The 24860-nt window shown below is 58.7% G+C and carries 20 protein-coding genes and 1 tRNA gene; 11 read left to right on the forward strand and 10 right to left on the reverse strand.

Annotated features, from left to right (window positions below):
- The first annotated feature begins 125 nt into the window (after positions 1-125).
- The 3 genes from O3A94_13165 to O3A94_13175 are packed head-to-tail and all read left to right on the forward strand — an operon-like array spanning position 126 to position 3879.
- On the forward strand, positions 126-2321 hold the full coding sequence (locus tag O3A94_13165; protein MDA1357201.1) for a thiamine pyrophosphate-dependent enzyme: 2196 nt from the start codon (positions 126-128) through the stop codon (positions 2319-2321).
- 6 nt (positions 2322-2327) lie between these two features.
- Positions 2328-3059, forward strand: coding sequence for a GntR family transcriptional regulator (locus O3A94_13170; GenBank protein MDA1357202.1), 732 nt, complete (start codon positions 2328-2330; stop codon positions 3057-3059).
- 16 nt (positions 3060-3075) lie between these two features.
- On the forward strand, positions 3076-3879 hold the full coding sequence (locus tag O3A94_13175; protein ID MDA1357203.1) for an SDR family NAD(P)-dependent oxidoreductase: 804 nt from the start codon (positions 3076-3078) through the stop codon (positions 3877-3879).
- Here O3A94_13175 and O3A94_13180 read toward each other — a convergent pair.
- Both O3A94_13180 and O3A94_13185 read right to left on the reverse strand, forming a co-directional pair.
- Positions 3876-5915 carry a hydantoinase/oxoprolinase family protein gene (locus tag O3A94_13180; protein ID MDA1357204.1) on the reverse strand — a complete coding sequence of 680 codons (2040 nt, stop codon included), beginning with the start codon at positions 5913-5915 and terminating at the stop codon, positions 3876-3878. The two genes, O3A94_13175 and O3A94_13180, sit on opposite strands and share 4 nt — an antisense overlap.
- 4 nt (positions 5916-5919) lie before the next feature.
- The gene (locus O3A94_13185; protein MDA1357205.1) at positions 5920-7674 is read right to left on the reverse strand and encodes a hydantoinase B/oxoprolinase family protein; all 1755 of its coding nucleotides are present in this window, start codon (positions 7672-7674) and stop codon (positions 5920-5922) included.
- A gap of 136 nt (positions 7675-7810) precedes the next feature.
- Here O3A94_13185 and O3A94_13190 point away from each other — a divergent pair, with 136 nt between their 5' ends.
- Together O3A94_13190 and O3A94_13195 are read left to right on the forward strand one after the other, a co-directional pair.
- On the forward strand, positions 7811-8953 hold the full coding sequence (locus tag O3A94_13190; protein ID MDA1357206.1) for a mandelate racemase/muconate lactonizing enzyme family protein: 1143 nt from the start codon (positions 7811-7813) through the stop codon (positions 8951-8953).
- Positions 8954-9087: 134 nt separating this feature from the next.
- On the forward strand, positions 9088-10254 hold the full coding sequence (locus tag O3A94_13195) for a mandelate racemase/muconate lactonizing enzyme family protein (GenBank protein MDA1357207.1): 1167 nt from the start codon (positions 9088-9090) through the stop codon (positions 10252-10254).
- 100 nt (positions 10255-10354) lie between these two features.
- On the opposite strand, the gene O3A94_13200 is transcribed toward O3A94_13195, so the two are convergent.
- From O3A94_13200 to O3A94_13210, 3 genes are all read right to left on the reverse strand, one after another.
- The gene (locus O3A94_13200) at positions 10355-11074 is read right to left on the reverse strand and encodes an SDR family oxidoreductase (GenBank protein MDA1357208.1); all 720 of its coding nucleotides are present in this window, start codon (positions 11072-11074) and stop codon (positions 10355-10357) included.
- Positions 11075-11111: 37 nt separating this feature from the next.
- Positions 11112-12215, reverse strand: coding sequence for an LLM class flavin-dependent oxidoreductase (locus O3A94_13205; protein MDA1357209.1), 1104 nt, complete (start codon positions 12213-12215; stop codon positions 11112-11114).
- A 113-nt stretch (positions 12216-12328) separates the two neighbouring features.
- The gene (locus O3A94_13210; GenBank protein ID MDA1357210.1) at positions 12329-12661 is read right to left on the reverse strand and encodes a TraR/DksA C4-type zinc finger protein; all 333 of its coding nucleotides are present in this window, start codon (positions 12659-12661) and stop codon (positions 12329-12331) included.
- A gap of 148 nt (positions 12662-12809) precedes the next feature.
- On the opposite strand from O3A94_13210, the gene O3A94_13215 reads away from it, so the two are divergent.
- The 3 genes from O3A94_13215 to O3A94_13225 are packed head-to-tail and all read left to right on the forward strand — an operon-like array spanning position 12810 to position 15294.
- Complete coding sequence (locus O3A94_13215) at positions 12810-13595, forward strand: SDR family NAD(P)-dependent oxidoreductase (GenBank protein MDA1357211.1); 786 nt, start codon at positions 12810-12812, stop codon at positions 13593-13595.
- Positions 13596-13641: 46 nt separating this feature from the next.
- Positions 13642-14406 carry a histidinol-phosphatase gene (gene hisN / locus O3A94_13220; GenBank protein MDA1357212.1) on the forward strand — a complete coding sequence of 255 codons (765 nt, stop codon included), beginning with the start codon at positions 13642-13644 and terminating at the stop codon, positions 14404-14406.
- A 30-nt stretch (positions 14407-14436) separates the two neighbouring features.
- Positions 14437-15294, forward strand: a complete 858-nt coding sequence (locus tag O3A94_13225; GenBank protein ID MDA1357213.1) for a metal-dependent phosphohydrolase — start codon at positions 14437-14439, stop codon at positions 15292-15294.
- Here O3A94_13225 and O3A94_13230 read toward each other — a convergent pair.
- Together O3A94_13230 and O3A94_13235 are read right to left on the reverse strand one after the other, a co-directional pair.
- Positions 15291-16040, reverse strand: a complete 750-nt coding sequence (locus O3A94_13230) for a glucose 1-dehydrogenase (GenBank protein ID MDA1357214.1) — start codon at positions 16038-16040, stop codon at positions 15291-15293. The two genes, O3A94_13225 and O3A94_13230, sit on opposite strands and share 4 nt — an antisense overlap.
- Positions 16041-16159: 119 nt before the next feature.
- On the reverse strand, positions 16160-17539 hold the full coding sequence (locus tag O3A94_13235; GenBank protein MDA1357215.1) for an FAD-containing oxidoreductase: 1380 nt from the start codon (positions 17537-17539) through the stop codon (positions 16160-16162).
- Positions 17540-18102: 563 nt separating this feature from the next.
- Between O3A94_13235 and O3A94_13240 the strand changes: the two genes are divergently transcribed.
- Positions 18103-18903, forward strand: a complete 801-nt coding sequence (locus O3A94_13240) for a formate/nitrite transporter family protein (GenBank protein MDA1357216.1) — start codon at positions 18103-18105, stop codon at positions 18901-18903.
- A gap of 221 nt (positions 18904-19124) precedes the next feature.
- Here the strand turns inward: O3A94_13240 and O3A94_13245 are convergent, their stop codons facing one another.
- From O3A94_13245 to O3A94_13255, 3 genes are all read right to left on the reverse strand, one after another.
- On the reverse strand, positions 19125-21206 hold the full coding sequence (locus tag O3A94_13245; protein MDA1357217.1) for a methyl-accepting chemotaxis protein: 2082 nt from the start codon (positions 21204-21206) through the stop codon (positions 19125-19127).
- 1000 nt (positions 21207-22206) lie between these two features.
- Positions 22207-22293: transfer RNA gene (locus tag O3A94_13250), tRNA-Leu, on the reverse strand.
- 55 nt (positions 22294-22348) lie between these two features.
- Complete coding sequence (locus O3A94_13255) at positions 22349-23146, reverse strand: molybdopterin-binding protein (GenBank protein ID MDA1357218.1); 798 nt, start codon at positions 23144-23146, stop codon at positions 22349-22351.
- A 114-nt stretch (positions 23147-23260) separates the two neighbouring features.
- Between O3A94_13255 and sfsA the strand changes: the two genes are divergently transcribed.
- Entirely contained in the window at positions 23261-23977 is a 717-nt protein-coding gene (gene sfsA / locus O3A94_13260; GenBank protein MDA1357219.1) for a DNA/RNA nuclease SfsA, read from the forward strand.
- Between the two features lie 258 nt (positions 23978-24235).
- A partial coding sequence (locus tag O3A94_13265) for a hypothetical protein (GenBank protein ID MDA1357220.1) occupies positions 24236-24860 on the forward strand: 625 nt, incomplete at its 3' end.

The raw sequence follows: 24860 nt of genomic DNA on the forward strand, positions 1-24860 counted from the left end.
CGCCTACAGACACGCCGGACGATCTGCTATAACTTGTAGCCCGTGATGTGATCACACGCCAGACGGCAATAATAGTTTCGTGCGCGGATACGCGCCGATAATGAAAGTTCAGTGGAGACAAAAACGTGCCAAAGCTTGTGCCGCTCAAGACAAACACCCCCTGGTTTCGCGTTGAGGCCACCGATGCCGACTGGAAAAAAGAAGATCCGGTGGTTTTAGCGCAAATTCTCGAGCAGCTCATTGTGGTGCGAAAATTTGAGGAACGCATACTGGAATTGTGGCAGGCCGGCTGCGTGCATGGCCCGGCCCATGCCAGCATCGGTCAGGAAGGCGGCGCGATCGCCGCCATTTCCACGCTCGGAGCCGGTGACAAGATCAACGGCACCCACCGCGCCCACCACCAATTTCTTTCGCGCTTTCTCTATCATGAAATGCCGGCTGGCTATGATCCGCGCAGCACCGAATTTCCAGCCGCCATGCAGGATACGGTGTATCGCTCAATGGCGGAGATTATGGGTCTCACGCCCGGTTACTGCGGCGGGCGCGGCGGCTCGATGCATATGCGCCGCGACGAGGCTGGCGTACTTGGCACCAACGCCATTGTCGGCGGCAATCCGCCCCAGGCGACAGGCTACGCGCTGGCCGACAAAATACTCGCCACCGGCAACATCACGGTGACCTTCTTCGGCGACGGCGCGATGCAGAATGGCGCCGCCTATGAGTCCATGAATTTGGCCGCGATCTATGATCTGCCAATGGTCTTTATCGTCGAGAACAATCTTTATGGCGTCTCCACACATGTTAGCGAGGCGACGCGAGAGGCCCGCCTCTCGGCGCGCGGTCAGGGACTTGCCGTACCGTCTTTGGAAGTGGACGGCATGGACGTTATGGCCATGCGCAAGGCGATGGAATGGGCGCTCAAGCAAATCCGCGAAAAGAAGGGTCCAGTGCTGATCGAATGTCAGACCTATCGCTACTTCCACCAAAATGGCCCGATACCTGGCAGCGCATTCGGCTACCGCGAGAAATCAGAAGAGGCAGCCTGGCGCAAGCGCGATCCCTACATCACCCTACCGAAAAAACTGTTGAAGCTCGGCGTGGTAACGCAGAAGTCGCTTGCGGAAATTGACCGCAAAGCGGGAGAAAGCGTCGCGTCTGCGTCAGCGGCACTAACGGAAACCGAGCCCAAATCCAACCAGCTACGCATCATTCCGGCACTTTGGCCGGACCCGGGCACGGTGGATAACGGCATCCGCGGCGACCTCAGCGAACTTGCCGGCCAGCGCATGATAGAAATCGAAGATATCGACCCGGCAAAAACCAAGACGATGAAATATGTCGAGGCCATGGCCGCGGTCCAGATGCGGGCCATGGAGCGCGACGAACGCGTAATTGTTCTCGGCGAAGATGTGCATCGTCTCGGCGGCGGCACCGTCGGCGCGACCAAAGGCATCTCCGAGAAATTCCCCGACCGCCTGATCGGCACGCCAATCGCCGAAAACGGCTTCACCGGCATGGGTCTCGGCGCCGCCATCAATGGTCTGCGCCCGATCATCGAAATAATGTATGCCGATTTCTGTCTGGTTGCGGCGGATCAATTGTTCAACCAGATCGCCAAAGTGCGGCATATGTTCGGCGGAACGTCGACAGTGCCCCTGATCGTGCGCATCCGCGCCGCCGGTGGGCATGGCTACGGCTCGCAGCATTCCATGGACCCAAGCGGGTTGTTCGCTTTGTGGCCGGGTTGGCGGGTGATCGTGCCAACAACGCCGTTCGACTATATCGGCCTATTTAATTCCGCAGTGCTGTGCGACGACCCGGTGGTGGTGGTCGAAACCCAGACCCTGTTTCAGAGCGAAGGACCGGTGCCCGCAGACGATCTCGACTTCTGCATTCCCTTCGGTAGCGCGCGGATCGTCCGCCCCGGCACGGCCTGCACCATTGTTGCCTGCGGCAACATGGTGCCGATTTGCATTGAGGCGGTGGAGAAAAGCGGCATCGACGCCGAGGTAATCGATCCACGCACGTTGGATGCAGTGAGCTTGGACTGGCAAACCATCGGCGCCAGCGTGCAGCGCACCAACCGCCTGCTGGTGGCGGAACAAACGTCGCGCGGCCCATCACTCGGTGCGGGCATCGTGCAGGAGGGCCAGGAGCGCCTGTTTGATTGGCTCGACCACCAGATACTTCGCGTCAGCGGCACTCAGTCCGCGCCGGTGGTTTCCAAGGTTTTGGAGCAAGCAGCACTAGCCGGCGTCGATGAAGTGGTGGCCGGCATTCATGCTCTAATGGGTGGTGGCGCCCGCGAAGCGGCGGAGTAGAACGGAATGGCGGTTGCTCCCTCGGCGCTTCGACTGTCGGACGCAAATCTCAACGGCACAGATGACGTGCCCCTGCATGAACATGTTTATCGGGAAATTCGCCGCAACCTGATCGCCGGCCAATATCAGCCGGGCGAGGCGGTGACGCTGCGCGGGGTCGCCGGAAAATTGGGCACCAGCGCCATGCCGGTGCGCGAAGCACTCGGACGCCTCGTCGCCGAACGCGCGCTCGATCTCGGACCGAACCGCACGGCCCGCGTGCCGTTCGTTACCAGCGCAAAATATGCCGAGATTTGCGAAGTTCGGATTGCCCTGGAGGGACTGGCGGCAGAGAAAGCGGCGCACCTAATTGTAGACAGCGAACTCGACCGCATAGACGGCCTTTTCGCCGAAGTATCCGCCGCCGCCGAGCGCCACGATGCGCCAACCTATTTCGCGAAGAATCAGGAAATGCATTTTTCCGTCTATCGCGCCGCACGTTCACCGCTCCTGCTAGATATGATCGAAGGTATTTGGCTGCGTGTCGGACCGACGCTCAATTATTTGTTTCACGATATCCGCTTCGCCGGGCGCGCCGCCGCCACCAACATGCCGATCGTCGATGCGCTGCGCTCGCGCAAAGGCAGCGCCGCGCGCGAAGCCGTGGCGCATGATATTTCCCACGCGATGATGTGGTTGGTGCAGCATCTGCCGCAAGGCGAGCAACAAGCGAACATGGGCCGCGTGGCTCATAAATGAACCCGGCGTGAGCCAAATGGCGAATTCAGCACGGCGCGCCCCTTCGCTAGTCGGCAAACGCGCTCTGGTCACTGGCGCAGCACGCGGCATGGGCGCCCGCACCGCGGAAGCGTTGGTGCGCGAGGGCGCCAGCGTCGCCCTCCATGCCCGGCGGCGAGGGCAACTTGATGCGATTTCGGAAAGTGTGCGGCAGCTCGGCGGCAAAGCCGTTTGCGTGACCGGCGAGCTTACCGACGCAGCTTCCATCGCAGACTTTTGCGCTGAGGCGATCAATAGATTGGGCGGTATCGACATCGTCATCAACAATGCCGGCGTCGCGGCCCATGGTCCGGTTGTCGACCTAGAAGAAGAAGAGTGGGACCAAGTGATGGACGTCAATTTGAAAGCGCCCTTCCTGGTCACCCAGCACACATTGCCCGCTATGATCGCGCAAGGCACTGGCGGAGCGTATGTGTTCAACGCTTCGAGCGCGGCGCGCATGGCGCAGGCGGAGCGCTCAATCTACAACGCGACCAAGGCCGGATTGGTCGGCTTCACCCGCTGTCTGGCCGAGGAAGTCGGCCCGCACGGCATTACCGCGAATGCGGTTTGCGCCGGCTGGATCGCCACCGAGATGGCGGTGGAATTGCACGAACAGATGGCGGAAGAAAGCGGTGTGCCGTTCGAGCAGCTCTATGACCAAGGCATGCGCGTCAACGCGATGCGTGCCATCATTCCGCCCGAGGATGTCGCTGATATGATGGTCTTCCTCGCCGGCCCCGGCGCGCGCCACGTCACTGCGCAATCCATTTACGTCTGCGCCGGGCGCAGTATCGTCTAGGAGATATGCAGAAAGCCGAGTTCGTCGACGCGCAGATGCTGGCCAGGATGAACGATGGTGTTGGCGGATTGTTCTTCGATGACCATCGGGCCATCGGCTTCAAAGCCGGCGGGCAACAGGTCCCGTTCGAAGATCCGCGCTTCATGGCGGCCGTCTTCACCGAAATGTACCGAGCGCGTGCCCTTGGCTGCGGCGGCCTCCGAGCGGCCCGCACCGTTGAGCGGCTTCACGGTCGGGCGCGCCACGCGCGCCGTCGCCATGAGGCGGAAATTCACGAACTCGACCGGCGTGTCGTCGAGCTTGAAGGTATAAGCGCGTTCATGGGCGATATGGAAATCATGCAAGATGGTTTCGACGCTTAGGTCGTCCAACGCGGCGCCAACCGTGACCCAATGTTCCTGGCCGAAATAGCGCAAATCGATGCCGAACTCAAAATCCAATTTCGCCTCCTCCGCGCCATCTTGATCGTGGAAATATTCCTCCGCTTCCGCGACGAGGCCGGCGAATAGCTCCTCCAGTCCCGCTGTTGTCATGTTGTCGGCGCGGCCCAGCGCGGTTTGCACGAAATCACGCCGCGGCTCCGTCGCCAACATGCCCCAGGCCGAGAAATAACCGGGATAGAGCGGAATAATGATTTCTCGCACGCCGAGCTCACGGCCCAGCGTCGCCGCGTGCATGGCGCCGCCGCCGCCGCCAACGATCAACACAAAATCGCGCGGATCGTGACCGCGCTGAATGGAGACCAGCTTGAGCGCATTGATGGCGTCGGCATCGGCTAGGCGCAAGACCGCTACCGCCGCCTCTTCGACACTGGTCTTCAGACCATCCGCAATTTTTTGCATGGCACGCTCGGCAGCGGCGACGTCGAGAGTGATGCGCCCGCCGGCGAAATAGCCGGGATTGAGCACGCCGGTGAGAAGCTTGGCGTCCGTCACCGTGGGCTCGGTGCCGCCCAGGCCGTATCCGGCGGGGCCCGGATCGGAGCCAGCGCTCACCGGCCCGACCTTGAGCGCACCGACCTTATCGAACCATGCGATGGAGCCGCCGCCCATACCGATCTCGACGATATCGACGACCGGAACTTTGACCGGGTATCCCGGATTGATGCGCGTCCATTCCAGTTTGTAATCCGTGGTGACCTTGACCTGCGCGCCTTCGATCACCGAGCATTTCGCCGTGGTGCCGCCAATATCGAGATAGATGGCGTCTTCTTCGCCGCACAGCTTGCCGACCAGGGCAGCGCCGTTGACGCCGGCGGACGGACCGGATTCCACCAAGGTGATGGGGTGCGCCTTGGCCCAAGAAAAGCTGGTCGAGCCGCCATTCGATTGCATCGCCGCGAACGGGCAGTCCAGGCCCTGGCCGCGTAAGCTACCCTCGAGACTATCAAAATAGCGCTGCACGATGGGCTGCACATAAGCATTCAGCACCGCGGTATTGGCGCGCTCATATTCGCGCCATTCGCGCGTGATCTCATGACTTGCGGTGATCGCCACGCCGGGCAGCTTGTCGCGTAAATAGGTGGCACAGGCGGCCTCATGTTCGGGTGCGGCATAGCTGTGCAGGAACTGTATGGCGACCGCTTCAACGCCCTCCGCCTGGCAGCGCTCAATCACGGCATCGAGATCGGCAAGGTGCAACGGCTCCAATTCCCGCCCTTTTGCATCGATGCGCTCGCGCACTTCGAAGCGCAGACGTCGGGGCACAAAAGGCGTCGGCTTCTCGAAGCTCAAATTATAGAGATCGGGTCGATTGCCGCGCGCGATTTCGAGCACATCGCGAAATCCGAGTGTGGTGACAAGCGCCGTCTTAGCGCCTTTGCGCTCGGTGATGGCGTTGATGACGGTGGTGCCGCCATGCACGAAGAAGTCGACGGTGTTTGGGTCAATTTGCGCCAAGCGGATGGTATCCTCAACGCCCTGAGTCAAATCCTTGGGCGTGGTGAGGGACTTCTCCACTTTCAGGGTGCCACTCTCATCGTCGAAATAGACCAGATCGGTGAACGTGCCGCCGATATCGCTCGCCAAGCGCCCCATCGCCCTAACCCCTTGCCGCGCGCAGAGTTTGAGTTGCCGTATCGTCGATACTGCCGTCCGGCGTCAGCGCCACGCCATATTGATCACGCGCAATTGCCGGCGTGATGTAGTCGTTCAGAACGTCATCAAGAACTTCTTGTGGCGGGCGGGTGAAAGCATCGCCGTAGCCGCCGCCGCCGCCGGTGACCACTCGCACACGATCGCCCGGCTGCAAGGCATGATAAGGAACGCGGGCGACGCGCATTGTCTCCTTGCCGCTTTCAATTTCCATGAAATTACAGCTACCTTTGGCGCCGCCTTTGAGGCCCCACGGCGGCTCAATGGAACGACCGAAACTGGCATAGGTAAAGGCATCATCCGCGAGGATATCAAATTCTCGCACCGCGCCGAAACCACCACGGTAGCGCCCCTCGCCCGCGCCTTCGTCGGTGTTGAGCGCGTACTGACGGACAAGAAGCGGGAACTTGGCTTCGAACAGTTCGACCGAATAATTATAGGTGTCGCCGTCGGTCGTCGCGATCAGGGCGGCGGTGCCGTCGCGTGTGGAGGTTGCCCCCCAACCGCCCACTGCCGGCTCGATATGGACGAATATTTCGCCGCTTTCGGGATCCTTGCCACAAATATAGGCGCCGCAGAGGGACATATAGCTGCCAGCACTGAAGCGGTCGGGCGCGATTTCAGCCAGCGCCTTCCACACCAGTTCCGAGGCATGGGCGGAACCTTCGTAATACCAGCCCGTCGGGGCCGGCTTCTTCGCGGTGAAGACGGTGCCATCAGGGCAGATGATTTCCACCGGACGGAACCAGCCTTCATTGGACGCCCCTTGCGGGTCGACGAGCGATTTGAAGACGGTCTTCACCGCCGAATGCAAGGCACCATAGGCGCAATTGATGGGACCGGGACGCTGCGCGCTGGTGCCGGTAAAATCGAACGTCATGCGCTCGCCATCGATCCGCACTTCGACGCAGACGGGGATTTGTTCATCGCTGATGCCATCACCGTCAATAATATCCACGGCGCGGTAACTGCCGTCCGGCAGGGCGGCCACGGCCTCTCGGCTGAGCTGTTCGCTGGTTTCCAAAATGTATTCAAACGTGGCATCCATGACCCCGGAGCCGTATTTTTTTTCAATCTCACGGAGCCGCACTTCGGCAATGCGCACTGCCGCAAGCTCGGCATTGAGATCGCCGAGACACATCGTTGGAAGGCGCACATTTTCGCGAATCAGGTCGACCACATCGGGCAGCAACTTGTCATCTCGGCAGACGCGGATACCAGGGAAGCGGATGCCTTCCTGATAGATCTCGGTGGCATTCGGCGCGATGCTGCCGGCAACCGAGCCGCCGACCTCACTCCAATGCGCCACGGCAATTGCAAAGGCGCGCAATTTGTCGCCATCGAACAGCGGACGAATGAGCGCCACGTCGCAGGTATGGGTGCCGCCCCCGAATGGGTCGTTCGTCATATAGACGTCACCCGGGCAGATATCGCCGCCGAATTTATTCTGAATGGCTTGAAGCTGAAACGAAAACGTGCCGGTAAAAAGCGTGACGCCGTTGGTCTGGACGATTAACTGGGCCTTGGTGTCAAGGATACCGCAGGCAAAATCAAGCACCTCGTAAATCACCGGACTCATCGAAGTGCGGGCGATGACGATGCCCATCTCATCGACCGCCGCCAGCAGTTTGCCGCGCACGATTTCAAGCGTTACCGGATCGATATCTGTCGCCGCCACTGGGTCCGTTACTGGGTCTGCCATTGTGTCCACCTTCGCCATGATGCGGCGGATTGTTGCCTCTACCTGAGTAAAGTCAACTCCGCAAGCGCAGACGTGGCCTACCTCGCGGCGCTGGGGTAGATTGCCCACGAATAGGACAAGATTCGGGAGACCCCGCATGGCTAAAATCGTAAAAATAACCGCGAGCGCCCACTCGCGCCCCTTTACCGACAACGTCCTGCGCATGGGATTGGGACGCAACGTCAAGCGGGATTTCGTATTCGTCAAGGTCACTGCTGATGACGGCACTATCGGCTACGGCGAAGCGCATCACGGCCAAAACCTGACGGCCATGGTGGAAATCATCGAAAAGGGCGTCGGTTCGCTGATCGTCGGTGCCGATCCGTTCGACAGCGAAGGCATTTGGGAACGCATCAAGCGCCAGCAAATTCAAACCCATGGACTTGGCGCCGGCAGCATAATCGCACTGGCCGGTATCGATCTCGCTCTATGGGACCTCAAGGGCAAGCTCCTCGGCCAGCCGGTCTATCGCCTTCTCGGCGGAGCGGCGAAGAAAATCCGCGCTTATGTCGGCGGTCTCACGCTCGGCTTCCAGCCGCTCGACACGCTGGAAAAGGAGGTCGCCGGATTTATCGACCAAGGCTATGACGCGATCAAGATGCGGGTCGGTGATACGCCAAAGAAGGACGCCGAGCGGGTCGGCCATATTCGCAAGACCTTCGGCGACGGCATCGATATCGCCGTCGACGCGGCGACGCGCTACACCGTGCTCGACCTGCCCGAAGTGATTAATTATTGCGAGACCAACCGCGTCTATTGGCTGGAGGAGCCATTTGCACCGGACAATATCCCGGCCTATCAGGAACTCTCAAGGCGCACCAGCATCCCCATCGCTGCGGGCGAGAACCATTATACCCGCCAAGCCTTCCGAGAACTGTTCGAAGCCCGTGCAATCACCATCTGCCAAGCCGATTGCACCAAGGCAGGCGGAATCTCGGAGGTTAAGAAAATTGCCGATATGGCCGCCGCCTGGCATTTCCTCGCGGCACCGCACACCAGCCACAGCATGATCGGTGCGGCAGCCAATGTGCATCTCCTATGCGCCATCCAGAACGGCATCATATTCGAAGCCGATGTGGCGCCGATCAATCCGTTCCGCACCGATTTGGCGCGCAATCCGCTTGAAGTGGTGGACGGCTACATTATGCCCAACGACGCCCCTGGCTTCGGCCTCGACATCGACGAAAGCATGCTCGAACAATATCCGGCTGTTCCCGGGCCGTGCTACATACCCGGCTAACGGATAGAACGAGCCCTTTCGATGAAACTCGGCATGATCATGCGCCCGAGTTAATATGAGGTACTCCCCCGGAGTCATATGGAGCGGTTGCCACCTCCCAGCGTTTGCGGGGCAATAAATATGGAGCGCGCGACATGAAAATAAAATCGGTCACTGCGACGTGGATTCACGTCCCGATCCCCGAGGCCGAACAACACATCAGTGATTTCGGGGTTGTCGCCGCTTTCGATACGGCGCTGGTGCGGATCGAAACTGAATCCGGATTGGTCGGCTACGGCGAAGGCCGCGCTTCGGTGTTCAGCAGCGGCAACAATGCGCCGCTGGTCTCGCTCATTAATGACGACCTCGGGCCAGCGCTGATCGGCGAGAATGCCGGTGATCCGGCGCGCCTTTGGGAGTACATGTATAACGGCACGCGGGCGCATTTCGCGCTGGCCCGCGCTCGTCCCTTCCCAGCCCTCGGGCGGCGCGGCCTGACTATAGCCGCGATCAGTGCCGTCGATATGGCTCTGTGGGATATTCTCGGACGCTCTCTGGATGTGCCGGTGTGGCAGTTGCTCGGCGGGCTGACCCACGCCAAGCTGCCGGCCTATGCCTCGGGCGGCTGGGCGCCAGCCGAAAAGATCGGCGAACAGTTACAAAGCTATATCGAACGTGGCGGTTTCAGGGCAGTGAAAATGCGCGTCGGCGCGGGCGATGGAGAAGTGGCAGATTCGGTGCGTCGCGTCCATGCGGCGCGCGATCATCTCGGACCCGAAATCGACATCATGGTGGACGCGCATGGCACCTACTCGGTGCCAGAAGCCAAGCGATTTGCCCGCGAGGTCGCCGATTGCCGTCTCGCTTGGTTCGAGGAGCCAGTCAATGCCGACAACAAACGCGGATGTGCCGAAGTGCGCGCCACGACTGACATCCCGATCTCGGCCGGTGAAAGCGAATTTACCCGCTTCGCCTTCCGCGACCTCGCATTGCTGAACGCGGTCGACATTTTCCAGCCTGACCCGGCGATTTGTGGCGGCATCACCGAATGCATGCGCATCGCCGCTCTCGCTGACGCCCATCAAATTCGGCTCGCGCCACATCTTTGGGGCGGGCCGCTGCATTTTTCGGCCGGGCTGCAAATTTGTGCGGTTTCACCGGCGGCCACCATCATCGAATACTCGCTCGGCGCCAATCCGCTGCTGCACAATATGGCGGAAGAGAATTTCACGGTTGAGAATGGCGAGATGGCGATTCCGTACCGGCCTGGGCTGGGGATTACGATTAATCAGACGTTTGTTGATAAGTACGCACGGGCTTGAGGCGGCCAGTGCTGAGCGCGCATGCGCGCTTGGGTCGCCTCTGCAACGTAACCCCTACCTCCCGTCCCGGGAGAAAGGATCTTGTCAGTCAGTGTGCTTGTTAAACGCCTGCACGCCCGACGCTTGAAGCCCCACAAACATAAAGCGTTTGGCCGTTGATGAAGCCAGAACCTTCGGCAAGGAAGAATGCGGCGGCTTGGGCGATATCTTCGGGAACGCCGATACGCCCTGCCGGAACGGTCGCGAGGGACGCAATGGTGCGGGGGTCATCGGCCGGATTGGCCTTCTTGTAGAGCTCGGTGGCGATAGGGCCAGGGCAGATGCAGTTGACCGTAATGCCATCCGCCGCCAGTTCGAGCGACCAAGTGCGGGTGAGACCGATGAGAGCTGCCTTGCTGGCGGAATAATTAGTTCTGAGCACTTTGCCGAGCGCGGCACGGCTGGCTATGTTGACGATTCGGCCCATGCCGCGTTTGCGCATGGCTGGCGCCACTGCCTGGGTGCACTGGATAGCGCATCTCACGTTTAGTGCCATTAAGGCATCGAAATCTTCGAGTGAGGTATCTTCCAGCAAAGCCGGCATAACGACGCCGACATTGTTGACCAAGCGGCTGACCGGCCCCAGCCCCAATGCCCAATCCAACGCCGCCGCCGTTGCCTGGAGATCAGAAAGCTCGACAGCGCGAAACTCACCGACGCTAGAATCTTCCGGCGCGACGCGGTCAAAAATGATTGGGGTCGTGCCGTCCTGTTTCAGGCGGCGACAGATCGCAAGACCGATGCCTTGCGATCCGCCGGTGACAATGGCGTAATCGGCCATGAGCCTCCGGCGCGCCTAATCCACCTTTTCTCTCCCGCTACTCGGCTGCCTGCTTGTTACCGATGGCCGAGTTGACCGCTGGCATGACCTCCTCGGCAAGCAGTTTCATCGAGCGCTTCATGGCATCTGCGTCTGTCCAATCCTGCGCCGTTTGAACCAAAGTGCCGAAATCACCGATCTCATCGCGGAAGGCGAGAATTTTTTCAGCCACCGTGCTCGGGCTGCCATAGATGGTGTAATTGTCCCGCAGATCCTCATGCGTGAGAGCATCCCCATCGTCGCCTTTGTTAATCACAAAGGCGCCTTTCATCTTGGCGCGCTCGAAAATGGTATGAAGATATTTGAAATACCAATCGCAGCTACCGTTGGCCTCTTTGACGAACGCTTCCGCCTCGGCATCGGTTTCGCCGACATGGATGTTGCGCGCCACGCGCCAAATTGAGGGGTCCACTACCTGGCCATTTTTCTCGCGTTCCTCGGCATAGACCTGCCAATGCGATTTCACTGACCAATTGCCGATAAAATTAGCCGAAAGCGGGATAAAATCCTGTTGGGCGGCGTAACGGATAGAGCTTGAGAACGGGCTCATCGCCGAAATTCCTATTGGCGGGAACGGTTTCTGGTAGGGCTTTAACATATGGCCCAGGCCGATATCGTCATGCACCCAATCTTGGATCTTGATGTGCCAATGTTTGCCCTTAATGTCCCAAGGCGGCTCGCCGGACCAAATCTTGCGGATCATATCGATGGATTCGATCATCATCTCGTTGCGCTCAGCGTCCATGGTGCCGAACAATTCGAAATCTGGCGGCAGCCCGCCCGGCCCAACGCCCATGATGAAGCGGCCCTTAGAGAGATGATCAAACATCGCCGCCTGCCCTGCGACTTGGCCGGGATGATATTGCGGCAAGCAAATCACGCCGGTGCACAGCTTGATGTTGGTTGTTTCGGTAATCAGGCTCGCTAAGAACATCATCGGCGAGGTGATCTGCTCCGGCCCAGAGGCGTAGTGTTCACCGATCCAGGCTTCCGAGTAGCCCAATTTATCGGCCAGAATGATCGCTTCCCGATCTTCCGCCAGCCCGACGTGGTAATCCTTGTCGCGCGCATGAATTGGCATCATGAATAATGCGTGTTTCATCAACCTGTGCTCCCATAATTACGAATTTGCGCGATCTTATAGCGAATAATTCGGCAATGCACCACTCTCTCACCATCAGATCGTCGGCCGCCGTTAACCCCTACTTTTTTGAACTATTTGCCCGCGGCGCAGGTTACGCAGACCGCCGCCATGGGATCGAGCGCCAAGCGCTGGGTAGCTATCTTCTCGCCGCATGCCAGGCAATAGCCATATTCATCTTCGTCGACGCGCTTGATCGCGGCGTCGATACGCGCCACTTCGTTGTTGCGCCGCCGGGCGGTTTCCTGCGCCATGGCCTGTCCTTGTAACGCATCCATGCGCGACAGCCGCCCCACCCGCGTCTGATCCAACTCGACCGGTTTCTGCGCGCCTTCCGCTTCCTCGGCAAGTTCGACGAGCGCCTGCCGACGCGCTACTAAATCCGCCTTGATATTATTGATATCCATTGCCACCGCCGGGCATGAGACACAAAACGCCGTCTCATGCCAGATTTCGTCTATTGCGTACCCCTGCATTCCGATTAGATTGGTCAAAAGCTGGCAACGCAACAGCTTCCGAGTAGGAACAAGGGGCACGGCAAGGGGAAATTGCGGCATGGACCACGGACTCGAAGGCAAACGGGCGCTGGTGACGGGCGCGGGAAGCGGCATTGGGTTCGCCATCGCCGAAGCCTTGGCGGGTGAGGGCGCCACGGTGGCACTACATGGCCGCGATTTGGAGCGCACCGTTGAAGTCCGGCGCAATATCGAGGCAGCGAACGGTCGCGCTATTTCCGTCGCCGCCGACTTGCTCAACCCGGCCGAGATCAAGGCCATGTGCGCAGACACACTCGAGCGCCTCGGCGGTATCGACATCATCGTCAACAATGCGGGATGGGCAGATTTCGCGCCGGTCCCGGAAATGGACGAGCAGATGTGGGACCGCATCATGGATACAAACGTCAAGGCGCCCTATTTGGTTTCCCGCCATTTGCTGCCGGCCATGCTGGATGCGGGCACGGGCGGCTGCATTCTTTTTAACGCCTCGACCAGCGGCAAATCGGCGGACGCGAATTGGACCGCCTACAACGCCTCCAAACATGCCATCCTGCAATTTATGAAATGCCTAGCGATGGAAGTCGGCGAACGGGATATCCGCGTCAACGCGATTTGCCCCGGCTGGGCCGAATCGAAAATGGCGAGCGCCGCGATCCGCAAGACCGCCGAAACAAAAGGCGAAGACTTCGACACCACCTACTCGAATACGATGCGCGGCAATATGCTTGGCGCATTGATTGGCCCTGAAAGCCTCGCCGACATGGCGGTCTATCTCGCGGGTCGGCACGGGCGCTATATCACTGGCCAAGCGATCAATGTGTGCGGAGGTGTGAACTATTACTGAAATTGCCAATTTATCTGACGGCGATCTTTCCGCCTATGTCGCGCTCCTGCACAAGGCGTGCGACGCTTCGGGTGAGGTCATCAAGCGCTATTTTCGCAGTCCCGTAGATGTGGTCGATAAGGCCGATAAAGGGCCCGGCGTCTATTCACCGGTCACCAAAGCGGATCGAGGCGCAGAGCAAGCCATCCGCGCCCTGATTAACGAGACGTTCCCCGACCATGGCATCAAAGGCGAAGAATTTGGCGACGAAAAGCTCGACGCCGAATATGTCTGGGTGCTTGATCCGATCGACGGCACCAAGGCCTTCATCACCGGGTTTACCACATGGGGGACCTTGATCGCGCTTTTGAAAGATGGGGAACCGGTCCTCGGCGCCATGAACCAGCCGTTTGTCGGTGAACGCTTTATCGGCGTGTCTGGCCAAACCACCCTGAACGGCCAGCAACTGCGCACCCGCGCCTGCCCCAAGCTTGAGCAGGCTAGATTGGGAATTACTGAGTTAGAAATGATGCACACTGATGCCCAGCGTCGTGCCTTCGAATCTGTCGCATCTCGGGTCGAATATCTGCGCCTGGGCGGTGATTGCTATAATTACGCTCTATTGGCGGGGGGACATATCGATCTGGTTATCGAGGGTGACCTAATGCCGTGGGACATTCAGGCGCTGATCCCGATTGTCGAAGGCGCCGGAGGAGTGATCAGTCTTTGGGATGGCGCCCCTGTACAAGGTGGCGGCTGGGTCGTCGCGGCCGGCGACGCGGCATTACATGCCGAGGCGGTGGCATATTTGAAACATGCCGCACCAAATTGATCGGGTGCGGAGAACGGTGGAGAGCGGGCTATATTAAACGTAACGGAAATAACCATCAACGCGTTTACTGAGCGCCTTAAGGATGCTTACACCGCAAATTTCGGCCGGCAAAAACCAGATTATCCGGATATCATCGCTTGGGTCGGGCGCATGTCGCTGGAGCGCATCGCCGATTCGGATGCGCTCTATCACGATGTCGAACACACGTTAATGGTGACCCTGGCCGGGCAGGAAATTCTGCTCGGCAAACATATCCGCGAGGGCGGCATTACGCCCGACGACTGGTTGCATTTCATGGTCGCGTTGCTGTGCCATGATATCGGCTATGTGCGCGGCGTCTGTATCGGGGACGTTGCCGGCGCCTATGTGATCGATCAAGTCGGCAACACTTTTTCACCGCCACAGGGCGCATCCGACGCCAGCCTCACGCCCTATCATGTCGAGCGCGGCAAGATATTTGTGCGCGAGCGCTTCAGCCAATTGGGCATGCTTGATGTCGACCGCGTGATCGCTGGGTTGGAGCTGACGCGCTTTCCTGTACCCGACGTAGGCGATGCACGCGACACCACGGGCGTCGCCGGGCTGGTGCGCGCTGCCGATCTTATCGGCCAGTTGGGAGACCCCAACTATATGCGCAAGATCAACCGCCTTTTTCACGAGTTCAACGAAACCGGCGCGAACAAAAAAATGGGGTTCAACAGTCCCGCGGATTTAGCGGCGGGGTACTCCAATTTCTTCTTCGATGCGGTCGGGCCGTACATCGGCGAGGGCCTGAATTATTTGCGCATGACCCAACACGGCAAGCAGTGGATCGCTAACCTCTACGCTCACGTCTTCGCCGCCGAGCACCGCGAGCCGCAACTCGGCCCGCAGCGCGGCGAAGGTTAGCCTTTCTCTGCCAGCATGCCGCCATCGATCGGCATGATATGGCCGGTGACGAAACTGGCCTGATCCGAAAGCAACCATACCACCGCATTGGCGACTTCCTCGGGCCGCCCGATACGGCGCATTGGCACGCGCCCCGACGCCTCTGAGGGATCGTTGTTCCAGCCGCGCAGCAAGAGCGGCGTGAGGATCGGCCCCGGCGCCACGGCGTTGATGCGGATGCCTTGGGCTGCGACTTCGAGTGCCACCGATTTGGTCATGCCGGAAACTGCATGTTTGGCTGTGATATAGGGCGACCATTCCGGATAACCGGCCAAGCCCCACATCGAACTCATATTGACGATGGCGCCGCCGCCGCGCGCCAGCATGGCCGGTATCTCAGCCTGCATGGCGAGATAGACGCCGTTGATCATGATATCGAACACGCGCTGCACCCGCGCCATGTCTTGGCTCTGCAGCGGCGCTTGATCACCCTCGACTCCGGCGTTGTTGAACGCAGCGTCGAGGCCGCCAAAAACGCTCAGTGCGCGTGCCACCATGGCATTCACATCCGCCGCATCGGACACATCGGTGCGCAGGAACTCAGCCGCGCCACCTGCCTCGCGCACCTCGCCCGCCACGCCCTCTCCACCTGCTTCGTCTACATCGGCAACGAGAACCTTGGCGCCGGCCGCAGCCATGGCCAACACCGTCGCCCGCCCAATGCCAGAGGCGCCGCCCGTTACCAGTCCAACACGATCCTTCAGCATGATTTTGTTGCCTCTCAAATTCACTTGATGGGTAGGTTAGCTGGCCTCCGCCCTCAAGGCTTTAAAATTGTTGGCCTGAGTGACGACGAAGAGAAAATATATGGAATGCATGATGCTTGCTAATTGAGCGGCTGCAGATCGCCCAACATTGTCGGGATCAGTTCGGTCACCGTTGGATGAATGTGCATCGCGCGCTGAATCACCGTGTACGGTGCACCTGCGTACATGACATCGAGGAGTGAGTGGATAATTTCATCCCCGCCGATGCCTAGAATCGATGCGCCAAGAATTTTCTTGCTCTCGGCGTCAATTAGAATCTTCATAAAGCCCTGTGTCTCGCTGCGCTCCTTGGCGCGGCCAACACGCGACATCATCATTTTGCCGATCAATGCTTTGCGGCCTGATTCTCTAACCTGAGTTTCAGTCATGCCAACCCGGCCTAGGGGCGGATCGATGAACAGCCCGTAGGTCGTGATGCGGTCCGAGACTCGTCTGGGATCATTGTCGAACATGTTGGCGGCGAGAATTTCGTAGTCGTTATAGGAAGTGTGGGTGAACGCGCCCTTTCCGTTGGCGTCACCAATTGCCCAAATGCCGGGTACATTGGTCGCGAGTTGGTCGTCGACGGTAATAAATTCGCGCGCATCGGTCTCGATGCCGGCCGCCTCCAAACCGAGATCATGAGTGTTCGGAAGGCGTCCGACCGCGAGTAATACATGACTACCGACGACATCTTCAGGGCCTGACTCGCACGCCGCAGAAACCACAACCTGAGTGCCGCGTTTCTTAAATCCAACGCACTGCGCGCCGAGGCGGACCTCAACTCCTTCATTCTCGAGGATACCCTTGATCGCTTCGGAAACATCGGGATCTTCGCGATCAACCAGCCTGTCTCCCCGGTGCATCACGGTGACCGGGCAGCCAAAACGTCGGTACATCTGAGCGAATTCCAAGCCGATATAGCTGCCGCCAATGACGACGAGATGTTCGGGCAGGAAGTCGACTTCCATCATGCTGGAGTTGGTCAGGTAATCGATCTCGCGGACACCCGGCATATCGGGAATGGTCGCACGGCCGCCGACGTTCAGAACTATTTTATCAGCTTCCAGCAACTCGCCGTTGACACGGACGGTTGTGGCGCTTTCCAGGCTGCCATGCCCTTCATACACCGTCAGGCCGTCCATGTTTTTCATCCAGTTGGTCACACCTTGGTTCGACTGTAGGACGATGCCATCCTTGCGCGCCTTCACGCGTTTCATATCGACGTTTATGTTGCCGTCGATGGTGACGCCGAAATCGCTGCCCCGGCGCGCCATATAGGCAGCGCGTGCGCTCGCCACCAGCGCCTTAGTCGGAATGCACCCAACGTTTACGCAGGTGCCGCCGAAAAGTTTTCGCTCGATGATCGCCGTCTTCAAGCCTTCCCGCGTCATGCGCTGCGCCATCGACGGTCCGGCCTGGCCAGTGCCTATAATAATCGCGTCGAAACTTGTCGGCATTCACCCACTCCTCAATCCAAACCGGCCTATATTTGATGCGTCGAAACAATTTAGATCGATTTGTCGAGCGTTCAACGATTGCCGCCAAACCTTCAGGCGACAATGCACTGCCGATGCGCCGGCCGCGATTCCGATTCCGCGCCGATCAAGGAACCAAACGGGAGACCGGGAGGTCCCGCGCGCAGATTTCCGTTTAACCTAAACGCTCACCAATCATAACCACCCTCACCGTGATCCGTAATGTCCAAACCCTCGGCTTCTGCATGTTCGCTGACCCGCAGTCCCAAGATCGCCCTTACGAACAGCATAATAACGAAACTGAACACGCGGGACCATAGCGCAGTGGCGCCAACGCCAACGGTCTGAACCCAAAGTTGATGCCCCATGGAAGTACCTAATCCAAGACCGCCAAGCACCGTGGCGGCGAAGAAGCCGGTGAGCTAATACTGCTTCCTCCGATACAACTCGGAGAATCCTGGGCCGGGCGTGTCAAACCGCCGCGCCGTCGACAACGTCTAACTTCCAGCTTGTCTTGCAGCGAGAATCCGGGGAAATTCGATGTCATGACGCTCACCGAAACGGCCATCGAATTCGCGATGCTCGCGCGCAGTAAATCTGACTCGCTGCGCCGCAACCCCCTCGGATTCTTAATTGCTGCAATGATGGCCGGCGCATACATAGGAATCGGTGTCCTGTTGATATTCAGCGTCGGAGAAACTGTCGATCCGTCGGTACGAAATCTGGTGATGGGGTGCAGCTTCGGAATTGCGCTTACCCTAGTCATTTTCGCCGGCTCGGAGCTGTTTACCGGTCATGCCATGTTTATGACGTTGGGACGGCTTTCCGGCACGGTTTCGCTTTCGGGTTTGGCCCGCTGCTGGATCGCAGCTTGGTTCGGAAATTTGGTCGGGTGCATTGTCCTTGCCCTACTTTTCGTCGCCGGCGGCGGTGGAACGATCCTCCAGGATGGCGCCGACCTACTCAACGCCGTTGCCGCAAGAAAAATGAACGCCCCGGCGGGAGAGTTGGTCGCTCGCGCGATATTGTGTAATTGGTTGGTTTGTCTGGCGATCTGGACGTCTGCAAGAACAACGAACGACGCGGCGAAATGCGTTCTGATCTTTTGGTGTCTGTTCGCATTTATTGCCGCCGGATTCGAGCACAGCGTAGCCAATATGACTATTTTCGCGGTAGCTCTGCTGTCGGATCATCCGGACAGCGTCACCGTTTCGGGAGCGGCCTGGAACCTTCTCTGGGTAACTGTCGGCAATGCCATAAGTGGTGCCGGTATAATGGGCTTCGGTTACTGGCTCGTTTGCGGTCGGCCACGCGTTGACCTCGAAGGCAATCCGGTCAGCAAATAGCCATCGCCGGGTCTGCGCCCAGGATGCGAGACCAGCCATATATCGGTCGAATTTGGCATCGGTCATGTGTGGTAACCGCTGCTAACAGCAAGCAATAGCCAATATCCGCCGCTCAGAAATAACCAATATGAGCTGAGCCTTGCCTTGGCCCAATCAATAGCGAAAAAAGCCCCGCTGCAGAAGCGGGGCTTGATCCAAAGTATCTGTTCAGAACGCTCTATCTATGCCGCCCGCAACTCGTCGAGGATCTTGGAGACGTTAGCTCTCAACTCTACGGCCTGGCCGTTGAGTTCTGAGGTCGAGCGCTGAACCTCGGTGGCGGCGCTGCCGGTCTGCTCGGCCGCTGCGTTGACGCCGGTGATATTTTTAGTCACCTCCGATGTGCCCGTTGCAGCCTCTTGAACATTGCGGGCGATCTCCTCAGTTACCGCGCCCTGTTCTTCCATGGCCGAGGCAATAGCGGCGGAAATGGCGTCGATCTTGCCGATGGTTGTCGAAATCGTTTCGATAGCGCCGACGGCATCATTGGTGGTCGACTGCATGGACTGCACCTTGGCAGCGATTTCCTCGGTCGCTTGGCCGGTCTGACTGGCCAGGGATTTGACTTCAGAAGCAACAACGGCGAAGCCCTTGCCCGCCTCACCGGCACGCGCCGCCTCGATGGTGGCATTGAGTGCCAGCAAGTTGGTCTGGTCGGCGATGTCGTTGATCAAGCCGACGATATTCCCGATCTCATCGGCGCCGGTGGCCAGGCCCCGGACAATATCGTTAGTGCGCTTGGCTTCCTCGACCGCCGTATTGGCAATGTTGTTGGCTTCAGCGACCTGCCGGGTGATCTCCTGGATCGAACTAGAGAGTTCTTCCGTTGCCGAGGCGACTGTCTGAACGTTGGTGCTGGCCTCCTCCGAGGCGACCGACACGACCCCCGACTGACGGCTGGTTTCCTCAGCCGTGGAGATCAGCGCGGTTGCGGTTGACTCCATCTGGGTGGCAGCCGAAGACACTGTCTCGAGCATCCCGCTGATCTGGGTATCCAGATCGTTGGCCAGGGACACTCGAGCCTCGCTGGCGGCATCCATTCGCTCCTGTGCTGCATTCGCCTCTTGCTCCGCCTGCTGTTCGCGCATCCGGTCAGTCTCTATGGCGGTCTCCTTGAACACCTGAACCGCGCCGGCCATCTCGCCGACTTCGTCACTGCGCCCACGACCTGGAATTTCGACAGTCTTGTCGCCTTCCGCCAATTTACCCATTACCGACGTCATGGCTGTTATTGGGTTGACGATGGAGCGCGACGTGAAAAACACGATCACGCCGGAGCCGAGAAGACCCACACCCAGCAAAGCCCACACGATTGTCTCAAGCAGGCCGGCCTGGTAGGTGGCGTCAACGACGTCATTTGTGAGCAGTTGCCGTTGATTATTGACCATGCCACCCGCGCGTTCGCCGGAAGCGTTAGGCTTGCCGAGCAGGGTGTTCAGTAAACTTCCGGCCCGTGGCGCCGCTTCAGTAACCAAGGTGAAATTTGCCATGTTCCATTTATTGGAACCGCGAATCTCGAACATCTGCGGTGGCAGGGGCGCGAACTCGCCCCGCGCCTTCAACATTTTGTCGAAAGCCGTCTGTTGTGCTGCGGTAAACAAATGAGAGTTATTGCCAAGATCGGCGAAGCGCCTCTCATTCTTGGCCCACATACCGTCGAACCCGGCTTTAAATTTTTCGTCGCCGGTCAGCAGATAGGCGCGAATGTTGGCCACTCCTAGACCCATCGAACCCCGGACGTCGGCCATCATTCCCAACAGGGCTTTGCGCTCAGGTGTCGCTCCGAGTTTAGCCTCGGCATCGATCATGGCAGTAATGCTTGCAATAATGACAGCCGAGCGCGGCGCCGCTTCGGTCACCAGGACCTTGGTGGCGGGCTGTTCGTCGTCACTATGGGCGATTGCCTCGACGCGCTGCTGAGCGGCCCGGAATTCGGCAAGCGTCGCTTTAAACGCTGTCCAGTTCTCGATGTTTTTTGGATTCGTCCAGTTCTGGGATAGTTGATCCATGTCCGTGCTGACGGCGTCGATCGAGTCCCATACTTCCGTGCGCTGATCTTTGAAGGACGAATTTCCGGTCAGCATCCAGCCGCGCAAGGCGGCGAGCGACGCGTATATCTCTGCAACAAGGGTCCCGCTAGCAAAGGCCGTCGGGACCCGCAGCGCCTCGATACGTTCGACTTGTTCGTTGATTCCACCAACCTTGACGATTGTTGTCCCTATAGAAACGACAAGAACCAGGCAAATGGCGGCGAAACCAAAAATTAACCGCTGCGGATATTCATCTTGATTCGCGAACGCGTGCGGGAGACACCGCTAGCAGATATTTTGAGCGCGGCAGGGTCCGTCGATCCGTTTACGCTTTCTAATGTTTCCGCCGTTTGATTTTGCATTGCTAGGTCAACCCTTCATTTCTGATTGTCGCTCCAGCAGGCACTACGGGACGACGGCTATGAAAATTCATTCACGGGTTAATACCGTCCTGAAATAAAAAATCCGTTAATTCTCGAATCGGGAGAAAGAGTTACATAAGACTTAAGAAAAGTGGCCTTTGCCGCTCGCGTAATTCTGCGCTGCGAACCTGCGATTCTATATTTTCGTTTGCAGCAGATGATCAGGTCTCTGATGACGAGGTTCGAGCATTTGGTGCAGAAGCAATTCGGCGGTTCGCACAAGGCCTCTCGGCTCGGCGAGACAAAGGGTCGGCACCGATTCCCGCCTTGCGCATGAAGCGCGATGCCCATCAAACCGATAGGATGTGCACAACCCATTAATCAATTTTTGCGCAACTGCAGCGACTGCCGCCTTTGCTGCGGCCTCGGTTAGCAAGACGATGAATTCGTCGCCGCCAATGCCGGCCGCCCTATCTGTCTCACGGACGCTGGCCGTAAGGTTTTGCGCAACCTCTTTCAGCACATGGCGGAACGCCGAGAAACGCTCACGACCATTGAGATGCTAGATAGTCGAGAGAACGAACGCATTTGGCCGGCGTGGCGGGAGTTAGTGGGCGTGACCAACCAGCCACTCGGTGTAGGCGCAGACTTCATCTTGGAAGGTCTGAGTCACTTGATCCACGTTGCCGGCATGGTTCGCCGATGCCGTTAAACGGTACGACAGTTCAACGAGCTCTGTTTCTGCCGTGCGCGCTGCTGCGGCCCGTTCGCGCTCCGTAATATTGTGGAAATAGCCCCGCGCACGGCGCAGAGTGCGTAATCTTTGCCGCCCTGGGGCGGAGGGTCGTATTTGTATTAAGCATCGAAAAAATTGGTGCCCGCGGGGAGACTCGAACTCCCAAGGCCGTAAGGCCAACGGATTTTAAGTCCGTCGCGTATACCGGTTCCGCCACGCGGGCTCCGGGCAGCAAATTAGGCCCCTTTGACGCTTCTGTCCAAAGTTCCGACACATGTCTAGGCCTCAGGCCTCGGCCAACTTCCATCGGAAACGGCAGCCTCGTCTTCCGGCGAACCGCCGAGTTCCTTGAGGATGGTCCTTAATTCTTCGGCAGCTGCGTCCACCGCTGCCTGATCGACGCCACGCAGCACCAGGGTAGTGCCAAATTTGCCTTTGCGCACGAATGGATAACTGCCGATTTCTAATCCCTCATTGCGGGCTTGTAGTTCGCCCAGTGGGCGGGCGATATCGCCCTCGCCCATGAGCACCGAGACGGAGCGCGAGATCACCTTGCTGCCGCCTTCAAGCTTCGGTGCGATCGCTTCGAACATGGCGCGCATAACTGCTGGAATTCCGGCCATCACGATGACATTTTCGACCCTGAATCCAGGCGCCTTGCTGATCGGGTTGTCCACCAGCTCCGCCCCTTCCGGCGTATACGCCATCCTGAGCCGGGCTTCGTTCAATTCACGTCCTGATCCATCATAATAATCTTCTAGGATTTCCTGCGCCTGAGGGTTCAGGACATAGCGGCGTCCGAACGCTTTGGCGACGCATTCACAGGTAATATCGTCATGTGTCGGGCCGATGCCGCCCGTGGTAAAAACATAATCATATCGGGCGCGCAGCTCATTGACGGCCTGGACGATTTCCGCCTCGCCGTCGGCCACCACACGCGCCTCCGCAAGGCGGATACCCATGGCGGTCAATTGACGCGCGAGGTAGTTGAGATTTGCGTCCTGCGTGCGGCCTGACAGGAGTTCATTGCCAATTAACAGAAGAGCCGCGGTAACGATTTTAGTCGAATCGGCCATGACAGAGCGCTCCGGGATGTCAAAAAAGGGATGCAGATCATAGCCCATCGCTTACTGACCGCCCAGCGACAGCGCACCTTGCCCAAAGTCAACGCATTGCCTAGGTTCGAACGCATGCAGTTTCCCGACCCCCTGCTTCGCGGCACCCTGATCAAACGGTACAAGCGCTTTCTTTCCGATCACCGTCTTGAAGATGGCAGCACCGTTACCGCCCATTGCGCCAATCCGGGAGCCATGCTTGGTCTAACTGCGCCCGGAGCCGAGACTTGGTTATCCCCGGCGCGCAATCCCGAACGCAAACTGCGCCACACCTGGGAATTGATACGCGTCGCGCCGGGCCGGCGTGGCCTAGTGGGCATCAATACTTCGCTGCCGAACAGCATCGTCGCGGAAGCCATCGCGGCGGGGCGGGTGTCCGAGCTTGATGGCTACGACGGCATCCGCCGCGAGGTGAAATACGGCAAAAATTCACGTATCGACTTGCTGCTGGAGCGGGACGGCGCACCGCCCTGCTATGTGGAGGTCAAAAATGTTCATCTTCGGCGCCGGGCAAAACTAGCGGAATTTCCTGATTCCGTAACGGCGCGAGGAACCAAACATTTGCGCGAACTTGCGGCCGTCGTGGAGGCCGGTGGGCGGGCCGTAATGTTTTATCTCGTGCAGCGCGCCGACTGCGAATCCTTCGCGCTCGCCGGCGATATCGACCCAGAATATGCGGCCGCCTTCGAAGCGGCCAGCAAAAGCGGCGTCGAAGCGCTGTGCTTCGATTGTGAGCTAGACGGGCGAGAAATCCGAACTGCCCGACAGTTACCCCTTATACTGCCTGACTAAATCAGGGTCGAAAACGGTCAACCTACGTTAATTAATTTACGTTACAGTTTGTGACAGATGACATTTCCCATCTGCACCACCATATGTTAACAATGTCATCGTAAGTGGTACTTTGTTGGGGTCGAGCGGAAAATGACCCGGTATCAAGATACGCCTTAGAACTATGCTATAAACCGTTGGATTGTATTAATTTTGCCGCTGGCGCGAGGCGCTGCCGGCGATCGGGCTAACAACGAAATAATGAGCAGGATCGATATCATGTTCCTTCGCACCCCTCTCCGTTCCTGTCGCTCTTTTGCGACGAGCCTGGCACTGGCACTCGTGTTGTTCGCGGGAACCAGCATCATTCATGCCCAGGAGATGGACCTGAACGAGTTCGAGGCTCTGGTTGGTACCGGCCAGACCAGCACCGCCGTCTCGCGCGAACAGGCGGTTGAATTGGCAACCGGCGGCAGCGAATCAGATATCGAGCTGCTCTCCGATTACTTTGCGTCCAACGGCCGCGACGCGGAAGGCGTCGCGAAAATGGCCTCCGACATGATTCGCGAATTGGCTGGGAGCGAACATCTTGCCGATGCAGCGGAACGTATTGCGGACGCTGCCACCGACGCTTTGAACGCTCAATACGTCACGCGCTTTGAAGATGATGAAGATTTCAGTCTGCCCGAAGCGGCGATCGGCTTCGATTTCGCGACGCCCGATTCAAAACAGATTTCAGGGTACGAGCGGGTCACGCCAAACGATTCACGCCTCGAAAGCGATACCGAGATGTCGGGCTTGCGCCGCCCAACGGATAAGCCGGTGGTAGCGCACGGAATCGTCGGAGTGAAGAGATTTGCCACGGAGATGCCAAACGGCATCTACCGAGTGACATTGATTACAG

Source organism: Pseudomonadota bacterium (genome assembly GCA_027624955.1).
Classification (GTDB): Bacteria; Pseudomonadota; Alphaproteobacteria; order UBA828; family UBA828; genus PTKB01.

Excerpts from the sequence above, each read along its gene's own strand:
- O3A94_13205 (MDA1357209.1), bottom strand. The coding sequence starts at position 12,215 with ATGAAACACGCATTATTCATGATGCCAATTCATGCGCGCGACAAGGAT.
- O3A94_13235 (MDA1357215.1), bottom strand. The coding sequence starts at position 17,539 with ATGCCGACAAGTTTCGACGCGATTATTATAGGCACTGGCCAGGCCGGA.
- O3A94_13240 (MDA1357216.1), top strand. The coding sequence starts at position 18,103 with ATGACGCTCACCGAAACGGCCATCGAATTCGCGATGCTCGCGCGCAGT.
- O3A94_13255 (MDA1357218.1), bottom strand. The coding sequence starts at position 23,146 with ATGGCCGATTCGACTAAAATCGTTACCGCGGCTCTTCTGTTAATTGGC.
- O3A94_13185 (MDA1357205.1), bottom strand. The coding sequence starts at position 7,674 with ATGGCAGACCCAGTAACGGACCCAGTGGCGGCGACAGATATCGATCCG.
- O3A94_13215 (MDA1357211.1), top strand. The coding sequence starts at position 12,810 with ATGGACCACGGACTCGAAGGCAAACGGGCGCTGGTGACGGGCGCGGGA.
- O3A94_13175 (MDA1357203.1), top strand. The coding sequence starts at position 3,076 with ATGGCGAATTCAGCACGGCGCGCCCCTTCGCTAGTCGGCAAACGCGCT.
- O3A94_13170 (MDA1357202.1), top strand. The coding sequence starts at position 2,328 with ATGGCGGTTGCTCCCTCGGCGCTTCGACTGTCGGACGCAAATCTCAAC.
- O3A94_13180 (MDA1357204.1), bottom strand. The coding sequence starts at position 5,915 with ATGGGGCGCTTGGCGAGCGATATCGGCGGCACGTTCACCGATCTGGTC.
- O3A94_13200 (MDA1357208.1), bottom strand. The coding sequence starts at position 11,074 with ATGGCCGATTACGCCATTGTCACCGGCGGATCGCAAGGCATCGGTCTT.
- sfsA (MDA1357219.1), top strand. The coding sequence starts at position 23,261 with ATGCAGTTTCCCGACCCCCTGCTTCGCGGCACCCTGATCAAACGGTAC.
- O3A94_13230 (MDA1357214.1), bottom strand. The coding sequence starts at position 16,040 with ATGCTGAAGGATCGTGTTGGACTGGTAACGGGCGGCGCCTCTGGCATT.
- O3A94_13190 (MDA1357206.1), top strand. The coding sequence starts at position 7,811 with ATGGCTAAAATCGTAAAAATAACCGCGAGCGCCCACTCGCGCCCCTTT.
- O3A94_13210 (MDA1357210.1), bottom strand. The coding sequence starts at position 12,661 with ATGGATATCAATAATATCAAGGCGGATTTAGTAGCGCGTCGGCAGGCG.
- O3A94_13195 (MDA1357207.1), top strand. The coding sequence starts at position 9,088 with ATGAAAATAAAATCGGTCACTGCGACGTGGATTCACGTCCCGATCCCC.